At 55.7% G+C, this 25,025-nt stretch carries 21 protein-coding genes; 16 read left to right on the plus strand and 5 right to left on the minus strand.

Annotation, left to right across the window (positions count from 1 at the left end; all coding sequences use genetic code 11):
* Positions 1 to 48: 48 nt before the first annotated feature.
* A complete protein-coding gene (gene xylA / locus AC2FAK_RS18805) occupies positions 49 to 1,371 on the minus strand; it encodes a xylose isomerase (protein ID WP_014830210.1) in 1,323 nt (440 codons plus the stop codon).
* Between the two features lie 370 nt (positions 1,372 to 1,741).
* Here xylA and xylF point away from each other — a divergent pair, with 370 nt between their 5' ends.
* The 4 genes from xylF to xylR all read left to right on the plus strand — a co-directional run bounded on the left by xylF (position 1,742) and on the right by xylR (position 6,719).
* The gene (gene xylF / locus AC2FAK_RS18810) at positions 1,742 to 2,734 is read left to right on the plus strand and encodes a D-xylose ABC transporter substrate-binding protein (RefSeq protein WP_013094963.1); all 993 of its coding nucleotides are present in this window, start codon (positions 1,742 to 1,744) and stop codon (positions 2,732 to 2,734) included.
* A 72-nt stretch (positions 2,735 to 2,806) separates the two neighbouring features.
* On the plus strand, positions 2,807 to 4,348 hold the full coding sequence (locus tag AC2FAK_RS18815) for a xylose ABC transporter ATP-binding protein (protein WP_013094962.1): 1,542 nt from the start codon (positions 2,807 to 2,809) through the stop codon (positions 4,346 to 4,348).
* On the plus strand, positions 4,326 to 5,507 hold the full coding sequence (gene xylH, locus AC2FAK_RS18820; RefSeq protein ID WP_023622083.1) for a xylose ABC transporter permease XylH: 1,182 nt from the start codon (positions 4,326 to 4,328) through the stop codon (positions 5,505 to 5,507). Before AC2FAK_RS18815 ends, xylH begins: the two co-directional genes overlap by 23 nt.
* Positions 5,508 to 5,540: 33 nt before the next feature.
* Complete coding sequence (gene xylR, locus AC2FAK_RS18825; RefSeq protein WP_014830205.1) at positions 5,541 to 6,719, plus strand: D-xylose utilization transcriptional activator XylR; 1,179 nt, start codon at positions 5,541 to 5,543, stop codon at positions 6,717 to 6,719.
* Between the two features lie 37 nt (positions 6,720 to 6,756).
* Here the strand turns inward: xylR and AC2FAK_RS18830 are convergent, their stop codons facing one another.
* Positions 6,757 to 7,581 (minus strand): protein bax, encoded by an 825-nt coding sequence (locus tag AC2FAK_RS18830; protein WP_014830204.1) that lies wholly within the window; start codon positions 7,579 to 7,581, stop codon positions 6,757 to 6,759.
* A 314-nt stretch (positions 7,582 to 7,895) separates the two neighbouring features.
* Between AC2FAK_RS18830 and AC2FAK_RS18835 the strand changes: the two genes are divergently transcribed.
* Complete coding sequence (locus tag AC2FAK_RS18835; protein ID WP_095455551.1) at positions 7,896 to 9,926, plus strand: alpha-amylase; 2,031 nt, start codon at positions 7,896 to 7,898, stop codon at positions 9,924 to 9,926.
* Positions 9,927 to 10,120: 194 nt separating this feature from the next.
* Positions 10,121 to 11,377, plus strand: a complete 1,257-nt coding sequence (gene avtA, locus AC2FAK_RS18840) for a valine--pyruvate transaminase (protein WP_095455550.1) — start codon at positions 10,121 to 10,123, stop codon at positions 11,375 to 11,377.
* 4 nt (positions 11,378 to 11,381) lie between these two features.
* Here the strand turns inward: avtA and AC2FAK_RS18845 are convergent, their stop codons facing one another.
* Both AC2FAK_RS18845 and yiaJ read right to left on the minus strand, forming a co-directional pair.
* A complete protein-coding gene (locus tag AC2FAK_RS18845) occupies positions 11,382 to 11,837 on the minus strand; it encodes a 4Fe-4S dicluster domain-containing protein (RefSeq protein WP_013094956.1) in 456 nt (151 codons plus the stop codon).
* A 3-nt stretch (positions 11,838 to 11,840) separates the two neighbouring features.
* A complete protein-coding gene (gene yiaJ / locus AC2FAK_RS18850) occupies positions 11,841 to 12,659 on the minus strand; it encodes an IclR family transcriptional regulator YiaJ (protein WP_095455549.1) in 819 nt (272 codons plus the stop codon).
* A gap of 225 nt (positions 12,660 to 12,884) precedes the next feature.
* Between yiaJ and yiaK the strand changes: the two genes are divergently transcribed.
* The 8 genes from yiaK to araD all read left to right on the plus strand — a co-directional run bounded on the left by yiaK (position 12,885) and on the right by araD (position 20,605).
* Positions 12,885 to 13,883, plus strand: coding sequence for a 3-dehydro-L-gulonate 2-dehydrogenase (gene yiaK / locus AC2FAK_RS18855; RefSeq protein WP_095455548.1), 999 nt, complete (start codon positions 12,885 to 12,887; stop codon positions 13,881 to 13,883).
* A gap of 10 nt (positions 13,884 to 13,893) precedes the next feature.
* Entirely contained in the window at positions 13,894 to 14,361 is a 468-nt protein-coding gene (locus AC2FAK_RS18860) for a YhcH/YjgK/YiaL family protein (protein ID WP_040020975.1), read from the plus strand.
* 151 nt (positions 14,362 to 14,512) lie between these two features.
* Complete coding sequence (locus AC2FAK_RS18865; RefSeq protein ID WP_095455547.1) at positions 14,513 to 15,439, plus strand: DUF4862 family protein; 927 nt, start codon at positions 14,513 to 14,515, stop codon at positions 15,437 to 15,439.
* A gap of 44 nt (positions 15,440 to 15,483) precedes the next feature.
* Positions 15,484 to 16,803: an MFS transporter gene (locus tag AC2FAK_RS18870; RefSeq protein ID WP_029881926.1), complete on the plus strand. Its 1,320-nt coding sequence runs from the start codon at positions 15,484 to 15,486 to the stop codon at positions 16,801 to 16,803.
* Between the two features lie 94 nt (positions 16,804 to 16,897).
* Positions 16,898 to 18,403: an FGGY-family carbohydrate kinase gene (locus AC2FAK_RS18875; protein WP_095455556.1), complete on the plus strand. Its 1,506-nt coding sequence runs from the start codon at positions 16,898 to 16,900 to the stop codon at positions 18,401 to 18,403.
* The gene (gene ulaD / locus AC2FAK_RS18880) at positions 18,400 to 19,053 is read left to right on the plus strand and encodes a 3-keto-L-gulonate-6-phosphate decarboxylase UlaD (protein WP_095455546.1); all 654 of its coding nucleotides are present in this window, start codon (positions 18,400 to 18,402) and stop codon (positions 19,051 to 19,053) included. Before AC2FAK_RS18875 ends, ulaD begins: the two co-directional genes overlap by 4 nt.
* A gap of 2 nt (positions 19,054 to 19,055) precedes the next feature.
* Positions 19,056 to 19,916 carry an L-ribulose-5-phosphate 3-epimerase gene (locus tag AC2FAK_RS18885; RefSeq protein ID WP_046888974.1) on the plus strand — a complete coding sequence of 287 codons (861 nt, stop codon included), beginning with the start codon at positions 19,056 to 19,058 and terminating at the stop codon, positions 19,914 to 19,916.
* Positions 19,910 to 20,605 (plus strand): L-ribulose-5-phosphate 4-epimerase, encoded by a 696-nt coding sequence (gene araD, locus AC2FAK_RS18890; protein WP_095455545.1) that lies wholly within the window; start codon positions 19,910 to 19,912, stop codon positions 20,603 to 20,605. Before AC2FAK_RS18885 ends, araD begins: the two co-directional genes overlap by 7 nt.
* On the opposite strand, the gene AC2FAK_RS18895 is transcribed toward araD, so the two are convergent.
* Positions 20,606 to 21,424: a helix-turn-helix domain-containing protein gene (locus tag AC2FAK_RS18895; protein WP_062935104.1), complete on the minus strand. Its 819-nt coding sequence runs from the start codon at positions 21,422 to 21,424 to the stop codon at positions 20,606 to 20,608. It lies immediately after the preceding gene.
* A 224-nt stretch (positions 21,425 to 21,648) separates the two neighbouring features.
* On the opposite strand from AC2FAK_RS18895, the gene AC2FAK_RS18900 reads away from it, so the two are divergent.
* On the plus strand, positions 21,649 to 23,049 hold the full coding sequence (locus tag AC2FAK_RS18900) for an MFS transporter (protein WP_038982539.1): 1,401 nt from the start codon (positions 21,649 to 21,651) through the stop codon (positions 23,047 to 23,049).
* A gap of 10 nt (positions 23,050 to 23,059) precedes the next feature.
* Positions 23,060 to 25,015: a glycoside hydrolase family 127 protein gene (locus tag AC2FAK_RS18905; protein ID WP_058681628.1), complete on the plus strand. Its 1,956-nt coding sequence runs from the start codon at positions 23,060 to 23,062 to the stop codon at positions 25,013 to 25,015.
* Positions 25,016 to 25,025: the final 10 nt, after the last annotated feature.

Below are 25,025 nucleotides of genomic sequence, written 5' to 3' on the forward strand. Positions count from 1 at the left end.
CTTTGACAGAAATGCCCGGTGGCGCTTCCGCTCACCGGGCCTACGTTTTTACTTGTCGAACAAATAGTGATTAACCAGATTTTCCAGCAGTTCCTGGTGTCCGCTCTGGTGCTGCGGCGCCAGCTGATGTTGTTCAGCGTACTTCGCGATTTCCGCAAGCGATAACTGGCCTTTCAAAATTTGCTGGCCCAGCTCACTGTTCCAGCCGCTATAACGCTTCGCGACACGTTTATCCAGCTCACCGTCTTCAATCATGCGCGCAGCGACTTTTAGCGCCAGCGCCATGGTATCCATCGCGCCGATGTGTCCGTAGAACAGATCGTATTTATCGGTGCTCTGACGACGCACTTTGGCGTCAAAGTTCAGGCCGCCGGTAGTGAAACCACCCGCTTTGATAATTTCATACATCACCAGCGCATTCTCTTCCACGCTGTTCGGGAACTGGTCGGTATCCCAGCCCAGCTGCGCATCACCACGGTTAGCATCGACCGAGCCGAAGATGCCCAGCGCAATGGCAGACGCAATTTCGTGATGGAAAGAGTGGCCCGCCAGGGTGGCATGGTTGGCTTCAATGTTAACTTTAATCTCTTTTTCCAGGCCGAACTGCTTCAGGAAACCGTACACGGTCGCGACGTCGTAATCGTACTGGTGCTTGGTTGGTTCCTGTGGCTTCGGTTCAATCAGCAGCGTGCCGCGGAAACCGATTTTATGCTTATGCTCAACCACCATCTGCATGAAGCGGCCAATCTGCTCGCGCTCCTGACGCAGATCGGTATTCAGCAGGGTTTCATAACCCTCACGTCCGCCCCACAGAACATAGTTCTCGCCGCCCAACTGATGCGTGGCGTTCATTGCGGTCACGACCTGCGTGGCCGCCCAGCTAAACACTTCTGGATCCGGGTTAGTTGCTGCCCCGGCACCATAGCGAGGGTTCGTGAAGCAGTTAGCCGTGCCCCACAGCAGCTTCACGCCACTTTGCTGCTGCTTCGCCGCCAGCACATCCACCATCTGCGCAAAGTTGTTCAGGTATTCTTTCAGCGATGCGCCTTCCGGCGACACATCCACGTCATGGAAGCAGTAATACGGCACGTTCAGCTTGTGGAAGAATTCAAATGCCACATCCGCTTTGCGCTTCGCCAGCTCGATAGCCTCTCCCGGCTGTTGCCACGGGCGGTCAAAGGAACCCACACCGAACATATCGGCGCCGTTCCAGCAGAAGGTATGCCAGTAACAGGCGGCAAAGCGCAGATGATCTTCCATGCGCTTACCCAGCACCAGCTCATCCGGGTTGTAGTGACGAAATGCTAAAGGATTGGTCGTTTTCGGGCCTTCGTAACGAACACGATCGAGTTGGTCGAAATAAGCTTGCATATTGAGCTCCATAATCAGGGTATGCGGCGAGTCGTTGATACAGGAGTAATAGTGAATAGACATTTTGGGTTGCTCAATTACGTTATTTCACACTGCTATTGAGAGAATGCGCAACTGTGCGCTGGCTCGCAAAATAATGCGCAAGCAAACTATTTTTCGGCGCAGATTCCATAATCAAATGTAATTAAGACCTTACGTATTTTAAAATCCGATCGCGGTCATAAATTCAGAAATAAACCAAATATCGTAATGAGAAGATAAAAATCTGTAATTGCCAGCCCGCCTTTCCGCGTTAAAAATTTGCTGCGTCTAAGCAGTGAATGTTTCTTTTATCTCAGCAACACATACCCCTATAAAAGGCCTAATAATTATGAAGATAAAGAACCTTACCCTAACGCTCTGCACTACTCTCCTCCTTGCAAGCTTTGCAGGACATGCCAAAGAGGTCAAAATTGGCATGGCGATTGACGACCTGCGTCTGGAGCGCTGGCAAAAAGATCGCGATATTTTTGTTAAAAAAGCGGAATCACTTGGCGCAAGTGTGTTTGTGCAGTCTGCAAATGGCAACGAAGAAACGCAGATGTCGCAAATTGAGAATATGATTAACCGTGGCGTTGATGTACTGGTCATTATCCCTTATAACGGCCAGGTATTAAGTAACGTCGTGAAAGAAGCGAAGCAAGAAGGGATTAAAGTTCTGGCGTATGATCGCATGATTAATAATGCGGACATTGATTATTATATTTCGTTCGACAATGAAAAAGTGGGTGAACTGCAGGCAAAAAGCCTGGTCGATAAAGTGCCGCAGGGCAATTATTTCCTCATGGGCGGCTCACCGGTGGATAACAACGCCAAACTGTTCCGCGAAGGCCAGATGAAAGTCCTCAAGCCGTATATCGACAGCGGCAAGATTAAAGTGGTTGGCGATCAGTGGGCGGACGGCTGGTTGCCTGAAAACGCGCTGAAAATTATGGAAAACGCGCTAACCGCGAATAACAACAAAATTGATGCCGTCGTCGCCTCCAACGACGCCACCGCCGGGGGTGCCATTCAGGCGCTGAGCGCGCAGGGGCTGGCCGGGAAAGTGGCCATTTCAGGCCAGGATGCGGATCTCGCCGGTGTAAAACGCATCATTGCGGGCACCCAGACCATGACGGTGTATAAGCCCATCACTGAACTGGCCAACACGGCTGCAGAGATCGCCGTAGAGCTGGGGAACGGTAAACAACCGAAAGCCGACGCGACGCTGAACAACGGTCTGAAAGATGTGCCGGCACGCCTGCTCACGCCAATTGAAGTCAATAAAGAGAACATTGACGCCACCGTTATCAAAGACGGTTTCCACAAGAAGAGTGAACTGTAATCCAGCGCAGCCCCTGCCCTGCGGGGGCGCATCGACTTGTACTGTTTTTACCTCGGGTCATGTGGAGCAGTTATGCCTTATTTACTTGAAATGAAGAGCATCACCAAGCGTTTTGGCGCGGTGAAAGCGGTCGATAACGTGAGCCTGCGGCTAAATCCTGGTGAAGTGGTTTCGCTCTGCGGCGAAAACGGTTCGGGTAAGTCGACGCTGATGAAAGTGTTGTGCGGGATCTATCCGCATGGCAGCTACGAAGGTGAAATTGTCTTTGCCGGCGAGGTCATTCAGGCCACCCACATTCGCGATACTGAACGTAAGGGTATCGCCATCATTCACCAGGAGCTGGCGCTGGTGAAGCATCTCACCGTACTGGAGAACATTTTCCTCGGGGCCGAAATTTCGCGCCACGGCGTGCTGGATTACGACACCATGACGCTACGCTGTGAAAAACTGCTGGCGCAGGTCAGTCTGGCCATTTCGCCGGATACCCGCGTGGGAGACCTGGGTCTGGGGCAGCAACAGCTGGTTGAAATCGCTAAAGCGCTGAACAAACAGGTCAGGCTGCTGATCCTCGACGAACCCACGGCCTCTCTCACCGAACAGGAAACGGCCGTCCTGCTGGATATCATCCGCGATCTGCAAAATCACGGTATCGCCTGCATCTACATTTCTCACAAACTCAACGAGGTCAAAGCCATTTCAGACACCATCTGCGTGATCCGCGATGGTCAACACATCGGCACACGCGAAGCCGAAGGCATGAGCGAGGATGACATCATCACCATGATGGTGGGCCGCGAACTGACGGCGCTCTACCCGAATGAACCTCACACAACGGGTGATGAAGTGTTACGCGTAGAAAACCTGACAGCGTGGCACCCGGTAAATCGCCATATCAAACGCGTAAACAACATCTCCTTTTCCCTGCACCGGGGTGAAATTCTCGGTGTTGCCGGGCTCGTCGGCGCCGGACGTACTGAAGCCGTGCAGTGCCTGTTCGGCGTCTGGCCAGGGCGCTGGGAAGGCACGGTTTATATTGATGGCAAGCCGGTGAAAATCGACAACTGCCAGCAGGCAATTGCCCACGGAATTGCCATGGTGCCGGAAGACCGCAAAAAAGACGGCATCGTGCCGGTGATGGCGGTGGGTAAAAACATCACGCTCGCGGCACTCGATCAGTTCTCCGGCGCGCTGAGCAGCCTTGATGATGCCGCAGAGCAGCAGTGCATTTTGCAATCTCTCGCCCGCCTCAAAGTGAAAACATCCTCACCGGAACTGGCCATTGGACGCCTGAGCGGAGGCAACCAGCAAAAAGCCATTCTGGCGCGCTGTCTGCTCCTCAATCCACGCATCTTGATCCTGGATGAGCCAACGCGCGGCATTGATATCGGTGCGAAGTACGAAATCTACAAACTGATTAATCAGCTTGTACAGCAAGGGATCGCCGTCATTGTCATCTCCTCTGAATTACCCGAAGTGCTCGGCCTGAGCGACCGTGTGCTGGTCATGCACGAGGGCAAACTGAAAGCCAATCTGATTAACCAGAACCTGACGCAGGAGCAGGTGATGGAAGCCGCTTTAAGGAGCGAACGTCATGTCGAAAAGCAATCCGTCTGATATCAAAGTCGCTGTTCAGACGCCCGGCGCATTCGCGGGGTTAAAAGCGCTGAACCTGCAGGTATTCGTGATGATCGCGGCCATTATCGCCATCATGCTGTTTTTTACCTGGATGACCGATGGCTCCTACCTGAGCGCGCGTAACGTCTCTAACCTGCTGCGCCAGACTGCCATCACCGGCATTCTGGCCGTGGGCATGGTCTTCGTCATTATTTCGGCGGAAATCGACCTGTCGGTGGGGTCGATGATGGGCCTGCTCGGCGGCGTCGCGGCCATTTTTGACGTCTGGCTCGGCTGGCCGCTGCCGCTGACCGTGGCGGTGACGCTGGTATTAGGTCTGGTGCTGGGTGCCTGGAACGGCTGGTGGGTTGCCTACCGGAAGGTCCCGTCGTTCATTGTTACTCTGGCAGGAATGCTGGCCTTCCGCGGCGTATTGATTGGCATCACCAACGGCACCACCGTCTCTCCCACCAGCGCCGCCATGTCGCAGATTGGTCAGAGCTACCTCTCGGATAGCGTGGGCTTTACCATCGGCGTGGCCGGGCTGCTGGCGTTCGTGGCCTGGCAGTGGCGTGGCCGTATGCGCCGTCAGTCGCTGGGGCTGGCCTCCTCCCCATCAACATCCGTGGTGGGACGTCAGGCACTGACCGCGGTGATCGTGCTCGGCGCGATTTGGCTCCTGAATGACTATCGCGGCGTGCCTACGCCGGTTCTCCTGCTGGCCCTCCTGCTGCTGGGCGGCATGTTTATGGCCACGCGCACCGCGTTTGGCCGCCGTATTTACGCCATCGGCGGTAACCTTGAGGCCGCCCGTCTGTCAGGCATTAACGTAGAGCGCACCAAACTGGCGGTCTTTGCCATTAACGGCCTGATGGTTGCTATCGCCGGGTTGATCCTCAGCTCGCGTCTCGGAGCGGGTTCCCCGTCTGCCGGAAACATTGCCGAGCTGGATGCTATCGCCGCCTGCGTCATTGGCGGTACCAGCCTCGCAGGCGGTGTCGGCAGCGTGGCGGGCGCGGTGATGGGGGCATTTATCATGGCTTCGTTGGATAACGGGATGAGTATGATGGACGTCCCGACGTTTTGGCAGTATATCGTCAAGGGGGCCATTCTTTTGCTGGCAGTCTGGATGGACTCTGCCACCAAGCGGCGTACCTGATAACCGTATTGTGACTTATTTGGGAAGCGAGCCATGTTTGAAAAGCGTCACCGCATTACGTTGTTATTCAATGCCAACAAAGCTTACGACCGACAGGTGGTAGAGGGCGTTGGTGAATATTTGCAGGCGTCGCAATCTGAGTGGGATATCTTTATCGAAGAGGATTTCCGCACCCGACTCGAGAACATCAAAGACTGGCTGGGCGATGGCGTCATCGCTGACTATGACGACCCGGTCATTGAGCAGTTACTGACTGACGTCGACGTCCCGATTGTGGGCGTCGGCGGCTCTTATCATTCGCCCGAGCACTATCCTCCCGTCCACTATATCGCCACCGATAACCATGCGCTGGTTGAAAGCGCGTTTCTGCATTTAAAGGAGAAAGGCGTCCATCGCTTTGCGTTCTATGGTTTACCAGCCTCCAGCGGCAAGCGCTGGGCCGTTGAGCGCGAACACGCCTTTTGTCAGCTTGTCGCCCAGGAGAAGTACCGCGGCGTGGTCTATCAGGGGCTGGAAACCGCACCGGAAAACTGGCAGCACGCGCAAAACCGTCTGGCTGACTGGCTGCAGACGCTGCCGCCGCAAACCGGCATTATTGCCGTGACGGACGCTCGCGCACGCCACGTATTGCAGGTCTGCGAGCATTTGCACATTCCGGTGCCGGAGAAGCTGTGCGTGATTGGCATCGATAACGAAGAGCTCACCCGCTACCTTTCTCGCGTGGCTCTCTCCTCAGTGGCGCAGGGCACCCGACAGATGGGGTATCAGGCCGCAAAATTACTGCATCGTCTGCTGGATAACGAATCCCTGCCGCTTCAGCGCCTGCTGGTACCCCCGGTCCGCGTGGTAGAACGTCGCTCAACGGATTACCGCTCCTTAAACGACCCGGCAGTCATTCAGGCGATGCACTTTATCCGCAACCACGCCTGCAAAGGTATCAAGGTCGATCAGGTGCTGGATTCCGTGGGTATTTCCCGTTCAAATCTGGAGAAGCGTTTTAAAGAGGAAGTGGGCGAAACCATTCATGCGGTTATTCACGCAGAGAAGCTGGAGAAAGCGCGCAGTTTGCTCATCTCCACGTCGCTGTCGATCAACGAAATCTCGCAGATGTGCGGCTATCCGTCGCTGCAGTATTTTTATTCGGTGTTCCGTAAAGAATACGACAACACGCCGAAAGAGTATCGGGAACGCCACAGCGAAGTCATGATGTAGAAAAGAAAACGCCTTCCCGTGGAAGGCGTTATTGGGATTACATATGGGCGGCGATAAGTCGCTGGTTATCCTGGTACATCGCAAACAGATAGTTGTTATAGCGCTGACCCTGGGTGGAATAACCTTTCAGCTTGTGGATCATCGTACTGGCCGTCACTTCCTGATCCGCTTTACGCAGCTGTGCGCGTGACTTACGGAACGACGAATAGGCCGGATGGGTGTTCAGGTTTACCACATAGGCATTTACTGAGTCTTTCACCGATTCAAACTGCGAGTAGCCCTTCACCTTGCCCGGCGCATTTTTACAACGCCCCTTCACACACTTCATGCCGAAGAGGTTGTTGTTGTTGCGTGCCAGCTTCGAGGTGCCCCAGCCACTTTCGGCTGCAGCCATTGTCGCAACCATGCTGCCCGGGATGATGTCGACACGCTCAAGGAGCGAGTTCCACGGCACACGACGGGTGTTACCGTTCCAGCTTACCTTGTAGCGCTTTGCGATATCTTTCAGGCGCGCGCGCTCAGACGGCGTCCAGCGGCTATCGTACTGTTTGGCGATCAACCAGTTACGATCTGCCGTAATCGCGGCGTTTTGGCTTGTGATGTAAGGCATTACTGTCCGGAGAAACGCTTTTTTCCTTGGTGTTCCGGAAGGGTATTTTCGCAAATCAGGAAGTGAACTACTCTTTGCACTATTGCGAGAATACTCTTGTTTACTGCTAACCTTACTGCTTGTCGTCTTTATTACGTGGGCTTTCTTACTCGTTGTATCCGTGTGCGTCTTTGCAAGCACCCCACCCGAAAATGTCGTGGTGAGTAACATGAGTATCGCGGCCCCATATCGTCGAATGGGAGTCGATATCATTAGGTCTCCTGGTCGGATATAAACATTCCAACACCTTATTTTTTTCACAAATTTGAGAGCGGAATCTCAAATCATATCAAAAATAGACTTCAAGAGCACGTGTAGAAATAGTCCAATTCCGAAACTATGTCACCTGAAACGTGCTCACTTAAGCATCAATTCTGAAAATTTGTGTGCGATCTCGCAGATAACTGCCTAATTTTGCGCGGGATCACTCATCCTCTCGCGTCATCCTTGTAGAAAGCGCCGGGGGATGAGTTTTTACGCCTCACCTGATGGCACACTGGTCAAAAATGCCGCGACAGGAAGATGGAATGAAACGCACCGCCGTAGCTTTTCTGATGTTACCCGCACTGGCACACGCTGACTGGTCATCGCCGGGATTTAACGCGTTCAGCGCCGAAGGCACCGGAATGTTCACCAGCCAGGCAAAGCTTGCGAAGGGTACGCGTCCTTTGACAGTGAGTTTTGACAACACGTGCTGGCAGCCAACAGAAGCGATAAAACTCAACGAGATGCTGTCGCTCAAACCGTGTGACGGCACGCCGCCGCAGTGGCGTCTGTTCCGCGACGGAGAGTACCAGATGCGTGTCGATACCCGTTCCGGCACGCCAACCCTGATGCTGACCATCAAGAGCGCAGCAGAACAACCGGTGGCAAACGTTATCCGCCAGTGCCCAAAATGGGATGGAAAACCCCTGACGCTGGAGGTGGGAAACACCTTCCCGGAAGGCTCCGTGATGCGAGATTTCTACAGCAAACAAACCGCGACGGTGCAGCAGGGAAAAATTACCCTTCAGCCTGCCGCCAACAGCAACGGCCTGCTGCTGCTTGAGCGCGCCGAAACCGACAAACCCGCGCCGTTTAGCTGGCAAAACGCTACGGTCTATTTCGTGCTGACCGACCGTTTCGTGAATGGTGATCCCACGAATGACAATAGCTATGGCCGCCACAAAGACGGCATGCAGGAGATTGGCACTTTCCACGGCGGCGATCTGAAAGGGCTTGCGAGCAAGCTTGATTATCTGCAGCAACTGGGGGTAAACGCGCTCTGGATAAGCTCCCCGCTTGAGCAGATCCACGGCTGGGTCGGCGGTGGCACCAAAGGGGATTTCCCCCACTACGCCTACCATGGTTACTACACGCAGGACTGGACCAGGCTTGATGCCAATATGGGCACCGAAGATGATTTACGTCATCTCGTCGATGAAGCGCACAAGCGCGGCATCCGCATTCTGTTCGATATCGTCATGAACCATGTGGGCTACGCAACGCTTGCCGACATGCAGGAGTACCAGTTTGGCGCGCTCTATCTAAAGGGTGATGAGCTGAAGAAAACGCTGGGTGAACGCTGGACCGACTGGAAGCCGGGCACGGGACAAAGCTGGCACAGCTTTAATGATTACATCAACTTCAGCGATAAAGCCGCATGGGAAAAATGGTGGGGTAAAAAATGGATCCGCACCGATATTGGCGATTACGACAACCCAGGCTTTGACGACCTGACCATGTCACTGGCGTTTTTACCCGACCTGAAAACGGAATCCACCACGCCGTCCGGTTTGCCAAACTTCTATCAGCACAAGTCCGATACCCAGGCAAAAGCTATCCCGGGATACACCCCGCGCGATTACCTGACCCACTGGCTCAGCCAGTGGGTACGCGAGTATGGCATTGACGGTTTCCGTGTTGATACGGCAAAACACGTGGAGCTGGCGGCCTGGCAGCAGTTGAAGGACCAGGCAAGCCAGGCGCTGGCGGCCTGGAAAGGTGCTCACCCGGACAAAAAACTCGACAATGCGCCGTTCTGGATGACGGGTGAATCCTGGGGCCACGGGGTCATGCAGAGCGATTATTACCGCCACGGCTTCGATGCGATGATTAACTTCGATTATCAGGAGCAGGCGGCAAAAGCGGTGAACTGCCTGGCCGATATCGATCTGACCTGGCAGCAGATGGCGGAAAAACTGCAAAGCTTTAACGTTCTGAGCTATCTCTCTTCGCATGACACCCGCCTGTTCCGCGAAGGGGGCCAGCGCGCGGCAGAACTGCTGCTGTTAGCGCCAGGCAGCGTACAAATCTATTATGGGGATGAATCAGAGCGTCCGTTCGGGCCGACGGGTTCCGACCCTCTGCAGGGAACACGCTCGGATATGAACTGGCAGGATGTGACGGGCAAACAGGCGTTAACCGTCGCCCACTGGCAAACGCTGGGTCAGTTCCGCGCCCGCCATCCGGCGATAGGTGAAGGCAAGCAAACCACGCTTTCGCTGAAAGAGGGGTATGGATTCGTACGTGAACATGATGGCGATAAAGTCATGGTCGTCTGGGCGGGGAACCAATAGCCCCCTCACCGCGGTTTTCTCCCTCTCCCTTAGGGAGAGGGTCGGGGTGAGGGGCAGTCACCAGAACTATTCACTACAAAAACCCACACCCGCCACATAAAACCACAAATCCGACCACACCAGCCGATTTGCACCCGCACGGTGCTAGCGTTATGGTTACCCACTTTCAAAACAAGCTCGACAGATCACCTGCTATGACGTTTTCACTTTTCGGCGACAAATTTACCCGCCATTCAGGCATTACCCGCCTGATGGAGGACCTCAACGACGGGCTGCGCACACCGGGCGCCATCATGCTCGGCGGCGGAAACCCGGCTCAAATCCCGGAGATGAATACCTATTTCCAGACGCTGCTCGCTCAGATGCTGGAAAACGGCAAAGCAACCGATGCGCTTTGCAATTACGACGGCCCTCAGGGTAAAACCGAACTGCTGAAACTCCTCGCCGACATGCTGCGTGAAGAGCTGGGTTGGGATATCGAACCGCAGAATATTGCACTGACAAACGGCAGTCAGAGCGCGTTTTTCTACTTGTTTAACCTTTTCGCAGGACGTCGCGCCGACGGCACCACCAAAAAAGTATTGTTCCCGCTGGCACCGGAGTATATCGGCTACGCCGATTCCGGTCTGGAAGAGGATCTGTTCGTCTCCGCGCGCCCGAACATTGAGCTGCTGCCGGAAGGTCAGTTCAAATACCACGTCGATTTTGAACATCTGCACATTGGTGAAGAGACGGGCATGATCTGCGTATCACGTCCAACCAACCCAACGGGCAACGTCATCACCGACGACGAGCTGATGAAACTGGATGCGCTGGCAAATCAGCATGGCATCCCGCTGGTGATCGATAACGCCTATGGCGTGCCGTTCCCGGGTATTATCTTCAGCGAAGCACGTCCGCTGTGGAACCCGAACATCGTCCTGTGTATGAGCCTCTCCAAGCTCGGCCTGCCGGGCAGCCGCTGCGGGATCATCGTCGCCAATGAAAAAATCATCACCGCCATTACCAACATGAACGGCATTATCAGCCTTTCTCCTGGCGGTATTGGCCCGGCGATGATGTGCGAAATGATTAAACGCAACGATCTGCTGCGCCTGCCTAATGACGTGATTAAGCCGTTCTATTATCAGCGCGTTCAGGAGACGATTGCCATACTTCGCCGCTATTTACCGGAAGAACGCTGCCTGATCCACAAACCTGAAGGGGCAATTTTCCTGTGGTTGTGGTTTAAAGATCTGCCGATCACCACCGAGCTGCTTTACCAGCGCCTGAAGAAGCGAGGCGTATTGATGGTGCCGGGTGATTACTTCTTCCCGGGGCTGGACAAGCCGTGGCCGCATACGCATCAATGTATGCGTATGAACTACGTGCCCGATCCGGAAAAAATCGAAGCCGGGGTGAAAATTCTCGCCGAAGAGATCGAATTCGCCTGGCGCGAAGACGCCCAGTAAGAACCTACGCCAGATGACGCAACCGCTCGGTGCGTAATCTGGCGGGATCGACACAGCTCAGCGCGTGGGTCGGACAGGCTTCCACACAGGCCGGTCCGTCCGCGCGATGCGCGCATAAATCGCATTTCAGCGCCTGAAGCGTATCTCCTGCCCATTGCACCTGCATCGCCCCAAACGGGCACGCCACCATACAGCGTTTACACCCAATACACCGCGCCTGCTCAACCTGCCAGGCTCCCTCGCCACGGCGAATCGCCTGCGTTGGGCAGACATTCGCGCAAGGGGCATCTTCACACTGATGGCAACCCACCGCCGTGGTGAAAGCGTCCCCTTTGACTACCCGAATGCGGGGCGTAAAGGCGTCTGTTGAGATGGCGTCCTGATGCGACACGACACACGCCACTTCGCAGGTGCGACAGCCGATGCATTTTGCCGAATCCGCCATGATGAACCGGTTCATCTGTTATCCCTCGCGCACGTTAAAACCCAGCTCTCTGGAGATCGCGTCCGCCGTTTCACGCAGAGGTGTAAGCAGATTTTTTTCGCCAATCTGCTTCATGCGGGAGGTCGACAGCGAAATTGAGATCGCATACGGCACGCGGCCATGAATATCAAACACCGGCACCGCGATACAGGAGACCCCCAGCTCGTTCTCTTCTTTGTCCATCGCCATACTGTGCTCGCGGATTTCCGCCAGCTCGTCATACATCGCGCTCAGTTCAGTGATGGTGTTGCGGGTCAGCGGCTGGATCTGATCCCGGTGGCTTTCCCAGTAGCTCGCCACATAGTCCTGGTGACCGAATGCCATGTAGATCTTGCCCATTGCCGAACAGTAAAGCGGCATATGCTGGCCGATATAGGCACGCGTGCGCAGCATACCGGTGGTCGGCTCAAGCTTATAAATCAGGATCGCGTGATCGTCTTCGCGGCTGGAGAAGTTCACCGTCTCGCCGGTGGCGATATTCAGCGCCTCAAGATGCGGAGCAGCCACGTGGATGATGTTCAGCGACGACAGCGCCTTTTGCCCGACGGCGATAAATTTGGTGGTCAGGCGATAGCTGCCCGCCGCCGGTGCCGGGGTGACGTACCCGCACGACTGCAATCCCTGCAGTAACCGGTGCACGGTGCTTTTATTCAGCCCGGCCAGTTCCGATAAATGGGCCAGAGGACAGCCGTTCGGATAGTTACTGAGGATCTCAATCAGCATCAGACCGCGAAACAAGCTCTGGCTACCTGCTGGCCTCTCTTTTTCTTGCGTCATGTCGCTCTCTTTCATGCTCATCCCATGGCTCCTTTTTATCGCGCCCTGATGGTAGCGCAAAGTGTGGTTCAGTTCACGATCTCAACAGAAAAAACACAACCAGTTGATTTTAATCGATTTTGAAAATCATGAATGTCGTTGATCTGGCAAAATTTGATCGCTATATTTGAAATCAGATTTCGCATAGTGAAATTTAGCGATAAAAAAGCACTCGCACTTGCCCCTACGAAGAACAGGAGAACAGGGATGAAAGTGACATTCGAAGAGTTGAAAGCAGCGTTCAATCGGGTTCTGCTCGATCGCGGTGTAAAAGCAGAAACGGCGGATGCCTGCGCGGAGATGTTTGCCCGCACCACGGAATCTGGCGTCTATTCCCACGGCGTGAACCGCTTCCCGCGTTTTATTCAGCAACTGGACGCGGGCGACATCATTCCTGATGCCCAGCCAAAACGGGTGACCACATTAGGGGCCATCGAACAGTGGGATGCCCAACGCGCCATCGGTAACCTGACGGCGAAAAAAATGATGGATCGCGCCACCGAACTGGCCTCCGATCACGGTATCGGTCTGGTTGCGCTGCGTAACGCTAACCACTGGATGCGCGGGGGGAGCTACGGCTGGCAAGCCGCAGAGAAGGGCTACATCGGGATCTGCTGGACCAACTCCATTGCGGTGATGCCCGCGTGGGGGTCAAAAGAATGTTGCATCGGCACCAACCCGCTGATCGTGGCGATCCCCTCCTCCCCAATCACCATGGTCGATATGTCGATGTCGATGTTCTCCTACGGCATGCTGGAAGTGAACCGACTGGCCGGACGCACGTTACCGGTCGACGGCGGATTCGACGACGAGGGCAATTTGACCAAAGAGCCTGGCGCGATTGAGAAAAACCGCCGTATTCTGCCGATGGGCTACTGGAAAGGTTCCGGCTTATCGATTGTGCTCGACATGATCGCCACCCTGCTCTCTAACGGCGCCTCCGTGGCGGAAGTTACCCAGGACAACAGCGACGAGTATGGCGTGTCGCAGATCTTTATCGCCATCGAGGTCGACCGCCTGATCGACGGCCCAACCCGCGATGCCAAACTGCAGCGTATTATGGACTTCATCACCACCGCCGAGCGGGCAGACGAAAACGTCGCAGTCCGTCTGCCGGGGCACGAATTTACGCGACTGCTTGAAGAGAACCGCCGCAACGGCATCACCATTGACGACAGCGTGTGGGCGAAAATCCAGGCGCTGTAAGGAGTGGGCCATGATATTCGGACATATTTCACAGCCAAATCCGTGTCGCCTGCCGCGGGCGATTGAAAAAGCGTTAGATTTTCTGCGTACCACGGATTTCAGCATGCTAAAACCGGGTGTCGTTGAAATTGAGGGGCGCAACCTCTTTGCCCAGATCCTCGACCTGACCACCAAAGAGCCGCATGAGAATCGCCCCGAAGTGCATCGCCGCTATCTTGATATTCAATTTCTGGCGTGGGGTGAAGAAAAAATCGGTATTGCTATCGATACCGGAAATAACAACATCAGCGAATCATTACTGGAACAACGGGATATTATTTTTTATCACAACAGTGAAAATGAATCGTTCATCGAAATGATACCCGGCAGTTACGCCATATTTTTCCCGCAGGATGTACACCGTCCTGCCTGTATTAAAAACAAGGAAACTGCAATTCGCAAAATTGTGGTGAAAGTGGCAATCAGCGAATTAGATTAATTTTCTGATATACCCTAAATAATTCGAGTTGCAGGAAGGCGGCAAGAGAGTGAATCTCCAGGAGCTTACATAAGTAAGTGACTGGAGTGAACGAGCGCAGCCAACGCACATGCAACTTGAAGTATGACGGGTATAAATACAGGAACGCGAAATGACCAATACCGGTTTTATTATTGGTGCGTACCCCTGCGCACCCTCGTTTCACCAGAAAGGGGAACAAGAAGAACAAACCTTCTGGCGGGAACTTTCTGACACGCCACACATTCGCGGGCTGGAACAACCCTGCCTTGAACATCTCCATCCTTATGGGGATGAATGGCTGTTCCGCCATACGCCGGGAGACTGGCAAATCGTCGTCACGGCAGTGATGGAAACCATGCGCCGCCGCGGCACAAACGGTGCGTTTGGCCTGGCGTCTGCTGACGAAGAACAGCGTAAAGCGTGTGTGGAATATTACCGCCATCTGCAGCAGAAGATTGCTGCCGTTAACGCCCGTTTTCCTGGAAAGGTGATCGCTCTGGAAATGCAGGCCGCACCGCAGGCGGGCAATGCTTCAGTCGAGCAGGCTATCGAGGCGTTCGCCCGTTCCATTCGTGAAATCGCGGGCTGGGACTGGTCCTGCGATCTGGTGCTTGAACACTGCGATGCCATGACCGGTCCCGCACCGCGTAAGGGATTTTTACCCTTAGAGCAGGTGCTGGAGGTGATAAAAGAGACGGATATCAGCGTCTGTATTAACTGGGCGCGCTCAGCCATTGAAGGGCGCAACACCACGCTTCCGGTTGAGCACGTTCAGACCGCCCTTCAGGCCGGAAAACTGGCCGCGCTAATGTTCTCCGGCACCACCATCCGCGGAGAGTACGGTGAATGGCAGGATCTGCACGCACCGTTTTCATCGTACTGTGCCGACAGTTTGCTGACCACTGAACATGCAAAAGCACTCTTTACTGCGGCGAGCGCCGCAACATTGAAATTTTCCGGTATTAAATTACTGGAAATAAATGCTAATGCTGATATCAGCCATCGCATCGCTATTTTGCGCGACGGCATTAGCCAAATGAAAAAAGCAACGCAATAACAATAAAAAATCTTATTCCGGTTACCTACACTGAGATATTAAATATGAATACGTCTACTCAAGCTCTACATGCGGACATTCCGCGCCAGCGCTGGCTAAGAATTATTCCCCCGATTCTTATCGCCTGCATTATTTCTTATATGGACCGTGTGAATATTGCTTTTGCCATGCCCGGCGGTATGGATGAAGAGTTAGGTATTTCTGCCACCATGGCAGGCCTGGCGGGTGGGATCTTCTTTATTGGCTATCTGTTTTTGCAGGTGCCTGGCGGCAAGATTGCCGTTCATGGTAGCGGGAAGAAATTTATCGGCTGGTCGCTGGTCGCCTGGGCGGTGATTTCGGTCCTGACCGGGCTCGTCACCAGTCAGTATCAACTGCTGGTGCTGCGTTTTTTACTCGGGGTAGCAGAAGGCGGAATGCTGCCGGTTGTGCTGACGATGATCAGTAACTGGTTCCCTGACGCCGAACGCGGTCGTGCCAATGCGATTGTAATTATGTTCGTCCCCATTGCCGGGATCATCACCGCGCCCCTGTCGGGCTGGATTATTACCGCACTCGACTGGCGCTGGTTGTTCATCATTGAAGGGCTGATGTCCATCGTTGTACTGGTGCTGTGGGCCTTCACGGTGTACGACCGCCCGCAGGAAGCACGCTGGATTTCTGAAGCGGAAAAAAACTATCTGGTCAAAACCCTGGCCGCAGAACAGCAGGCCATTGCCGGTAAAGAGGTGAAAAACGCCTCGCTGAGCGCGGTGCTGTCCGACAAAACCATGTGGCAGCTGATTGCCCTGAACTTCTTCTACCAGACCGGCATTTACGGTTACACCCTCTGGCTACCCACCATTCTCAAAGAGCTCACGCACACCAGCATCGGCCAGGTAGGCGTGCTCGCGATCCTGCCTTATATCGGGGCCATTGCGGGTATGTTCCTCTTCTCTTCGCTCTCTGACCGTACCGGTAAGCGCAAGCTGTTTGTCTCCCTGCCGCTGATTGGTTTTGCGCTCTGCATGTTCCTCTCCGTGGCTCTGAAAGAGCATACCTGGCTGGCCTACGCCGCGCTGGTGGGGTGTGGGTTCTTCCTGCAGTCGGCGGCGGGCGTGTTCTGGACCATTCCGGCACGCCTGTTCAGCGCGGAGATGGCAGGCGGTGCGCGGGGGGTAATTAACGCCCTGGGTAACCTCGGCGGGTTCTGTGGCCCTTATGCGGTCGGCGTGCTGATCACCTTGTACAGCAAAGATGCGGGCGTTTACTGCCTGGCGGTGTCACTGGCACTGGCCTCTCTGCTGGCCCTGCTTCTACCGGCGAAGTGCGATGCCGGTGCGGAGCCTAACCCTACGGTGAATCCGCATAAGCGTGCGGCCTGATGCCCTCACCCCAGCCCTCTCCCACGGGGAGAGGGAGAAAACCGAACGGTAGGCCGGGTAAGCGTAGCGCCACCCGGCAAAAAGTGAGATGACGATGATTGAAAAAGAACCCTTCTGGCTGGGTATCGATTGTGGCGGTACTTATCTGAAAGCCGGTTTATACACCCGCGAGGGCAAAGAGGTCTGTATTGAACGCCGCACGGTTGCCACGCTCAGCCCGCGAGCAGGCTATGCGGAGCGGGACATGAACCAGCTGTGGCAGCAGTGTCACACTACCGTCGCTCTTCTGCTCAACAACGCCCGGGTTAGCGGCGAGCAGATCAAAGGCGTGGGCATTTCAGCGCAGGGCAAGGGGCTGTTTCTTCTCGATAAACAGGATCGTCCTCTGGGCAATGCGATGCTCTCCTCAGACCGTCGGGCACTGGACATCGTGCAGCGCTGGCAGCAGGACGGTATTCCCGAAAAACTCTATCCGCACACGCGACAGACGCTCTGGACCGGGCATCCGGCCTCTCTTCTGCGCTGGGTCAAAGAGAATGAGCCACAACGCTATCAGCAGATTGGCTGCGTGATGATGGCGCACGACTACCTGCGCTGGTGCCTCACCGGCGTAAAAGGCTGCGAAGAGAGCAACATCTCTGAATCCAATCTCTACAACATGAACACCGGCGAGTACGATCCGCAGCTCACGCGCTGGCTGGGTATCAGTGAAATCGACAACGCTCTGCCACCCGTTGTCGGTTCAGCAGAAATCTGCGGGGAAATCACCGCTCAGGCTGCCGCACTTACCGGTCTCGCGGCGGGAACCCCCGTCGTTGGTGGGCTGTTTGATGTGGTTTCCACCGCGATCTGTGCCGGACTGCACGACGAACATACGCTGAACGCCGTCATGGGCACCTGGGCCGTCACCAGCGGGATTGCCAATGCGCTTCGGGACGACGAACCGCATCCCTATGTCTATGGGCGTTACGTCCACCCGCAGCAGTACATTGTCCACGAAGCCAGCCCCACCTCTTCCGGCAACCTTGAGTGGTTGACCGCCCAGTGGGGAGAAATGTCTTTCAGTGAGATCAACCGCGCCGTGGCCAGCCTGCCGAAAGCCGAAAGCGATCTGTTATTTCTGCCGTTTCTCTATGGCAGCAACGCCGGGCTGGAGATGACGAGCGGTTTCTACGGCATGCAGGCGCTGCATACTCGCGCGCATCTTTTACAGGCAGTTTACGAAGGCGTGGTGTTCAGCCATATGACCCATCTAAACCGCATGCTCGAACGCTTTACCGACGTACAGGCACTGCGCGTCACCGGCGGCCCGACCCACTCTGACGTATGGATGCAGATGCTGGCGGATGTCAGCGGTCTGGCGATTGCGCTCCCGCAGGTGGAAGAGACTGGCTGTTCCGGCGCGGCGCTGGCCGCCCTGGTCGGCACCGGCGTTTATCCCGATTTTTACGCAGCGCAGTGCGCGCTCAGACACGACATTCGGGTCATTGAACCCGACATGCACGCCCATGCGGCCTATCAGCGCAAGTATCAGCGCTACCAGTTACTGATTTCAGCACTACAGGGTTATCACGCCCGTGTTAAGGAGCACGACCTATGAGCCGACCATTACTGCAGCTGGCGCTCGACCACACCTCACTTCAGGCTGCCCAGCGCGATGTCGCCAGGCTTTCCGATCACGTCGATATTATCGAAGCGGGCACCATTTTATGTCTGACCGAAGGGCTTAACGCCGTGCGTGCGTTGCGCGAGCAGTGTCCAGGGAAAACCCTCGTGGCGGACTGGAAGGTGGCCGATGCCGGAGAAACGCTGGCAGAGCAGGTGTTTGGCGCAGGTGCGAACTGGATGACCATCATCTGCGCCGCGCCGCTGGCCACGGTTGAAAAAGGTCACGCGGTGGCGCTGCGTTGCGGTGGGGAAATTCAGATGGAGCTGTTTGGCAACTGGACGCTGGATGATGCCCGCGCCTGGCACCGCATCGGCGTGAAGCAGGCTATCTACCACCGGGGACGCGACGCGCAGGCCAGCGGTCAGCAGTGGGGTGAGGCAGATCTCGCCCGAATGAAGGCGCTCTCCGACATTGGTTTGCAGCTGTCCGTCACCGGCGGCATCACCCCGGCCGACCTGCCGCTGTTTAAGCAGATCAACGTCAAAGCCTTTATCGCCGGTCGCGCACTGGCAGGCGCTGCCAATCCACCGCAGGTGGCCGAGGCCTTCCATTCGCAAATCCGCGACATCTGGGGAGCGTAATCATGCGTCAGCATCCGTTAGGTATTTACGAAAAAGCGCTGCCGAAATCTCTCACCTGGCCGGAGCGCCTGGTGCTGGCAAAAAGCTGTGGCTTTGATTTTGTTGAAATGTCGGTAGATGAAACGGACGAACGCCTGTCGCGCCTGGCGTGGAGCACCACACAGCGTGCATCGCTGGTGGAAGCGATGCTGGAGACCGGTGTGTCGATCCCCTCCATGTGCCTGTCTGCCCACCGCCGCTACCCGTTTGGCAGCCGGGACGAAACCGTCCGCACCCGCGCCCGGGAGATCATGTCCAGCGCCATTAAACTGGCGCGTGATTTGGGTATTCGCACCATCCAGCTGGCCGGGTATGACGTGTATTACGAAGAGCATGATGAAGGCACCCGGCAACGCTTCGCCGAAGGGCTGGCATGGGCAGTCGAGCAGGCCGCCGCCGCGCAGGTGATGGTGGCCGTTGAGATCATGGACACCGCGTTTATGAACTCCATCAGCAAATGGAAAAAGTGGGACGAGATGCTGGCCTCGCCGTGGTTTAGCGTTTACCCGGATGTCGGCAACCTCAGCGCGTGGGGTAACGATGTGGCCGCCGAACTGACGCTGGGCATTGACCGCATCGCGGCAATTCACCTGAAAGATACCCAGCCCGTCACGGCACAAAGCCCAGGACAGTTCCGCGACGTGCCGTTTGGCGAGGGCTGCGTCGATTTCGTTGGCGTGTTTAATACCCTCAATAAGCTGAACTACCGCGGCGCGTTTCTGATTGAAATGTGGACCGAAAAAGCAAAAGAGCCGGTGCTGGAGATTATCCAGGCGCGCCGCTGGATTGAAGCCCGTATGCAGGAAGGAGGCATGACATGTTAGAACAACTCAAAGCCGAGGTGCTGGCAGCCAACCTGGCACTGCCCGCCCACCAGCTGGTGACCTTCACCTGGGGTAACGTCAGCGCGGTGGATCGCGACAGCGGTCTGATGGTGATCAAACCGTCCGGCGTGGAGTATGACGTGATGACGGCGGAGGATATGGTGCTGGTGAATATCGCCACCGGTGAGGTGGTCGAGGGCAGCATGAAACCGTCGTCAGACACGCCTACCCATCTTGCGCTGTACCGTCGCTACCCGGAGATTGGCGGCATCGTCCATACCCATTCCCGCCATGCCACCATCTGGTCTCAGGCAGGTCAGGATCTGCCCGCATGGGGCACGACGCACGCGGACTACTTCTACGGCGCGATCCCCTGCACGCGGCGGATGACCACGGCGGAGATCGCAGGAGACTACGAGTATCAGACCGGTGAAGTGATCATCAAAACCTTTGAAGAGCGCGACATCAGCCCCATGCAGATCCCGGCAGTGCTGGTGCACTCCCACGGCCCGTTCGCCTGGGGTAAAGATGCCGCCGATGCGGTACACAACGCCGTGGTGCTGGAAGAGTGCGCGTACATGGGCCTGTTTTCGCGCCAGCTTGCGCCGCAGCTTCCGGTTATGCAGCAGGAACTGCTCGACAAACATTATCTGCGCAAGCACGGTGCGCATGCCTATTACGGGCAGTGATCAACCGGAATTAATGTGTTCCTTACAGTACCGCCGTTTCCAGACGGCGGGTGTTAACCCGGTATGCTTCGAAAATATCTGCCGGAAGTACCCCACGTCGTTAAAACCGCAGCGGGTGGCCACTTCCGTTAATGACGCTGAGTCATTCAGCAGCATTTTTTCTGCCGCCCTGACGCGCTGGCGATGAATCGCCCCCGTCAGGGTTAAATGAAATGTCCGACGAAACACGCGCCCGAGGTAATCGGCATTACAGTGCAGAGATTTTGCCAGCAGCGAGGTGGAGAGCGGTAAATGAAACTGCGTGCGAATAAGCTGTTTTGCCTTCCAGGCCAGAGCTGCACCGGCCTCATCGGGGCGGTCCTCATACCCTGCTGAGAGGGATATTTGCTGCAAAATCAGTAGCAAAAGCATTTCCAGCGCTACGCTGCGCTGTAATTTTTCCTGCTCGCTGAGGAACTGGCGAAAAAGCGCAATCACCGACGGGACATCCCTCACGCAGCAATGTTGTTCAATGGTCAGCGGAGAAGCCTCCGGCAAAGCAGAAGGCCCAGGTTTCACCTCAAAATGCAGCCAGTAAAATCGCAGATCGGCCGGAAAATCTTCTGTACCCACATGCCGCCGCTTCGGCCAGAGCAATAAACTCTCCCCCGCCTTCACCTCAAAAAGACGGTTCTCCTCCTGGATCGTTAATGTCCCCTTTTCGACGAAAATGATTTCCCACGACGTTAATTTACGCGCCGGGTGGCGACCCACGCCCCGCGAAATAAACAATCCGCCGTTTTGCACTTTAATCGGAAGCGCTATGGATAATTCGAGCATGGATATTCACCATTCCGCTTTTATTGCCGCATTTAATTGACTTATCCATTGATTATTAACAATTAACGTTATAGCTGCCCGATCAAACTCACACTTTCTTCATCAGGTCGGAATCGTCATCTTTTTATACTTTTCCCTTCCCTTGTTGCCCTTTGCGTTCAGTGCAGAATGAATGAGGTACCTTGCACAAATACGATAAAAATCGATTACCGAGGAGTTATCTCATGACTTCCACACCGATTACCGAGTCTGACGTTGCACAACGGGTAAGAGAAGAACGTTTGTCCGTTCGCGAAAAAATTGGCTACGGCCTGGGCGACGCGGGCGGCACGGTCATTACCTGCCTGATAATGAATTTCCTGACCTTTTTCTATACCGATATTTTTGGCCTGACCCCGGCGCTTGTCGGCACGCTGTTTATTGCCCTGCGCGTATTTGACGCGATTTCTGACCCTGTCATGGGCGTGATTGCCGACCGCACCCAAAGCCGATGGGGGCGCTTTCGTCCCTGGCAGCTGTGGGTGGCATTCCCTATTGGCATCATCGGCGTGCTGACCTTCACCGTACCTGAAGCCAGCATGGGCGTGAAGATTGCGTGGGCATTCGGCACCTACCTGCTGCTGTCCGTCGGCTATACCGCCATCAACGTGCCCTACTGCGCGCTGATCAACACCATGACCACCCGCCACAGCGAGGTCATTTCCTGCCAGTCATGGCGCTTTGTGCTGTGCGGCGTTGCGGGATTTTTGGTCTCCGTCGGCCTGCCGTGGCTGGTGGCAGCGCTGGGGCAAGGCAACGCCGCCCGGGGTTATCAGCTGGGCGTTGGCGTCCTGTGCACCCTCGCTGTGGTGATGTTTCTCTGCTGCTTCTTCTGGGTCCGTGAACGCGTCCCACTGGCGCTGATGGGTAAATTCACCCTGCGCGAACACCTGGCAGGGCTGCGTAAAAATGACCAGCTGCTGCTGATGCTGGTGATGTCGTTTTTGCTGATCAACGTCTTCAATATCCGTGGTGGCGGATACATGTACTTCATCACCTATGTGCTTCAGGGCAGCACCGCCTACACCTCGCTGTTTTTCACCATGGTGACCTTCGCAGCGATCCTTGGGGCGGTGATCGTCAGCCCCCTCTCTCGCCGTGTTGATACGGTCAAACTCTACTACTACACCAACCTGGTGCTCGCCGCGATCGCGGCTGGCATGTGGTTCCTGCCCGGCGGCCCGGCGCATCAGACGCTCTGGCTGATCGTAATTCTGAGTAACGGCGTCATCCTGGGCTTTACCCTGCCGCTGCACTTCTCGCTGATGGCTTTTGCCGACGACTACGGCGAGTGGAAGACCGGCGTGCGATCGTCGGGCATGAACTTCGCCTTCAACCTGTTTTTCATCAAGCTGGCGTGGGCCTCCAGCGCCGGGATCATCAGCCTGGTGTTTATCGCCGTCGCCTATCAGCCGGGAGCGGGTAACCAGACGCCCGCCTCGCTGCAGGGCATTACCGCCATGGAGACGCTGCTCCCTGCCCTTTTCCACCTGCTGCTGGCGGTCTCAATCCGCTGGTGCAGACTCAACAATCCGATGATGTCGCGCATTGCCACCGATTTGCGCCAGCGTCATGTACCGTCCTGAGGAGAACGTGATGTCCATAATGGAAGCCGACCTGCATAACCTGAAAATCAACGATCCGTTTCTTGGCCAGTATCAGCGGCTGGTGCGTGATGTGGTCATCCCCTATCAGTGGGATGCGCTCAACGATCGCGTGGCAGAAGCCGAGCCCAGTCATGCCATCACCAACTTCCGCATTGCGGCAGGTCTTGAAGAAGGTGAGTTCTACGGCATGGTATTTCAGGACAGTGACGTGGCGAAATGGCTGGAAGCCGTGGCGTGGTCGCTGTGTCAGAAACCCGATGCTGAACTGGAAAAAACCGCCGATGAGGTGATTGAACTGATCGCCGCGGCGCAGTGTGAAGATGGTTATCTCAATACGTACTTCACCGTCAAAGCGCCCGACGAACGCTGGACAAATCTGGCCGAGTGCCACGAGCTTTACTGCGCGGGGCATATGATCGAAGCTGGCGTGGCGTATTTTCAGGGCACCGGAAAACGCCGACTGCTGGAGGTGGTGTGTAAACTGGCAGATCATATCGACACCGTTTTCGGCCCCCGGGAAGGCCAGCTTCACGGCTATCCGGGCCACCCGGAAATCGAGCTGGCGCTGATGCGGCTGTACGACGTTACTGAGGAGCCACGCTACCTGAACCTGGTGAAATACTTCATCGAGGCGCGCGGTACGCAGCCTCACTTCTATGATATCGAATACGAGAAGCGCGGCAGAACATCGTACTGGCACACCTACGGCCCGGCATGGATGGTCAAGGACAAAGCTTACAGCCAGGCGCATCAACCGCTTGCTGAACAACAAACAGCGATTGGCCATGCGGTGCGTTTTGTCTACCTGATGGCGGGTATGGCACACCTGGCTCGTCTGAGCAAAGACGACGCAAAACGTCAGGACTGCTTACGCCTGTGGAACAACATGGCGCAGCGCCAGTTGTACATTACCGGCGGGATTGGTTCGCAAAGTAGCGGTGAAGCCTTCAGCAGCGATTACGATCTGCCCAACGATACGGTGTATGCCGAAAGCTGCGCCTCGATTGGCCTGATGATGTTTGCCCGTCGGATGCTGGAGATGGAAGCGGATAGCCGCTACGCCGACGTGATGGAGCGCGCCCTGTACAACACGGTGCTGGGCGGCATGGCGCTGGACGGTAAGCATTTCTTCTATGTTAACCCGCTGGAAGTGCACCCCAGGACGCTGGCCTTTAACCACATCTATGACCACGTCAAACCGGTTCGTCAGCGCTGGTTCGGCTGCGCCTGTTGCCCGCCGAATATCGCCCGCGTGCTGACGTCGCTGGGGCATTACATTTACACCGTTCGCCCGGATGCGCTTTTCATTAATCTCTACGTAGGGAATGAGGTCACCCTCCCTGTGGGCGATGAGACGCTTAAGCTGCGGATCAGCGGTAATTATCCGTGGCAGGAAGAGGTCAACATTGAGATCGCCTCGCCCGTACCGGTGACGCACACCCTGGCCCTGCGACTGCCGGACTGGTGCGCAAATCCTCACGTGTCGCTGAACGGAGAAGGCATGACGGGCGAGGTATCACGGGGCTATCTTCACCTCACCCGTCGCTGGCAGGAGGGCGATACGCTCACGCTAACCTTACCGATGCCGGTCCGCCGCGTGTACGGTCACCCACAGGTTCGTCAGCAGGCCGGAAAGGTCGCGCTGCAGCGCGGTCCGCTGGTCTACTGCCTGGAAGAAGCCGACAACGGCGCCAACCTGCATAATCTTGCCCTGCCTGCCAACAGTGAATTCCGGGTTTTCGAGGGTAAAGGAATTTTCGCTCATAAGATGCTGATTCAGGCGGAAGGTGTCACGCATGACGCCGCAGAAGCGGGATCGGAGGCGTTATGGCAGTACGACCGTCCTGCGGTGCAACGTCAACCCAAAACGTTGACCTTTATTCCGTGGTTTAGCTGGGCTAACCGGGGAGAAGGGGAAATGCGCATTTGGGTGGATGAGGACTGAATATCTGCGG

The sequence above is a fragment of the Enterobacter cloacae complex sp. 394F7 genome, from assembly GCF_057320385.1.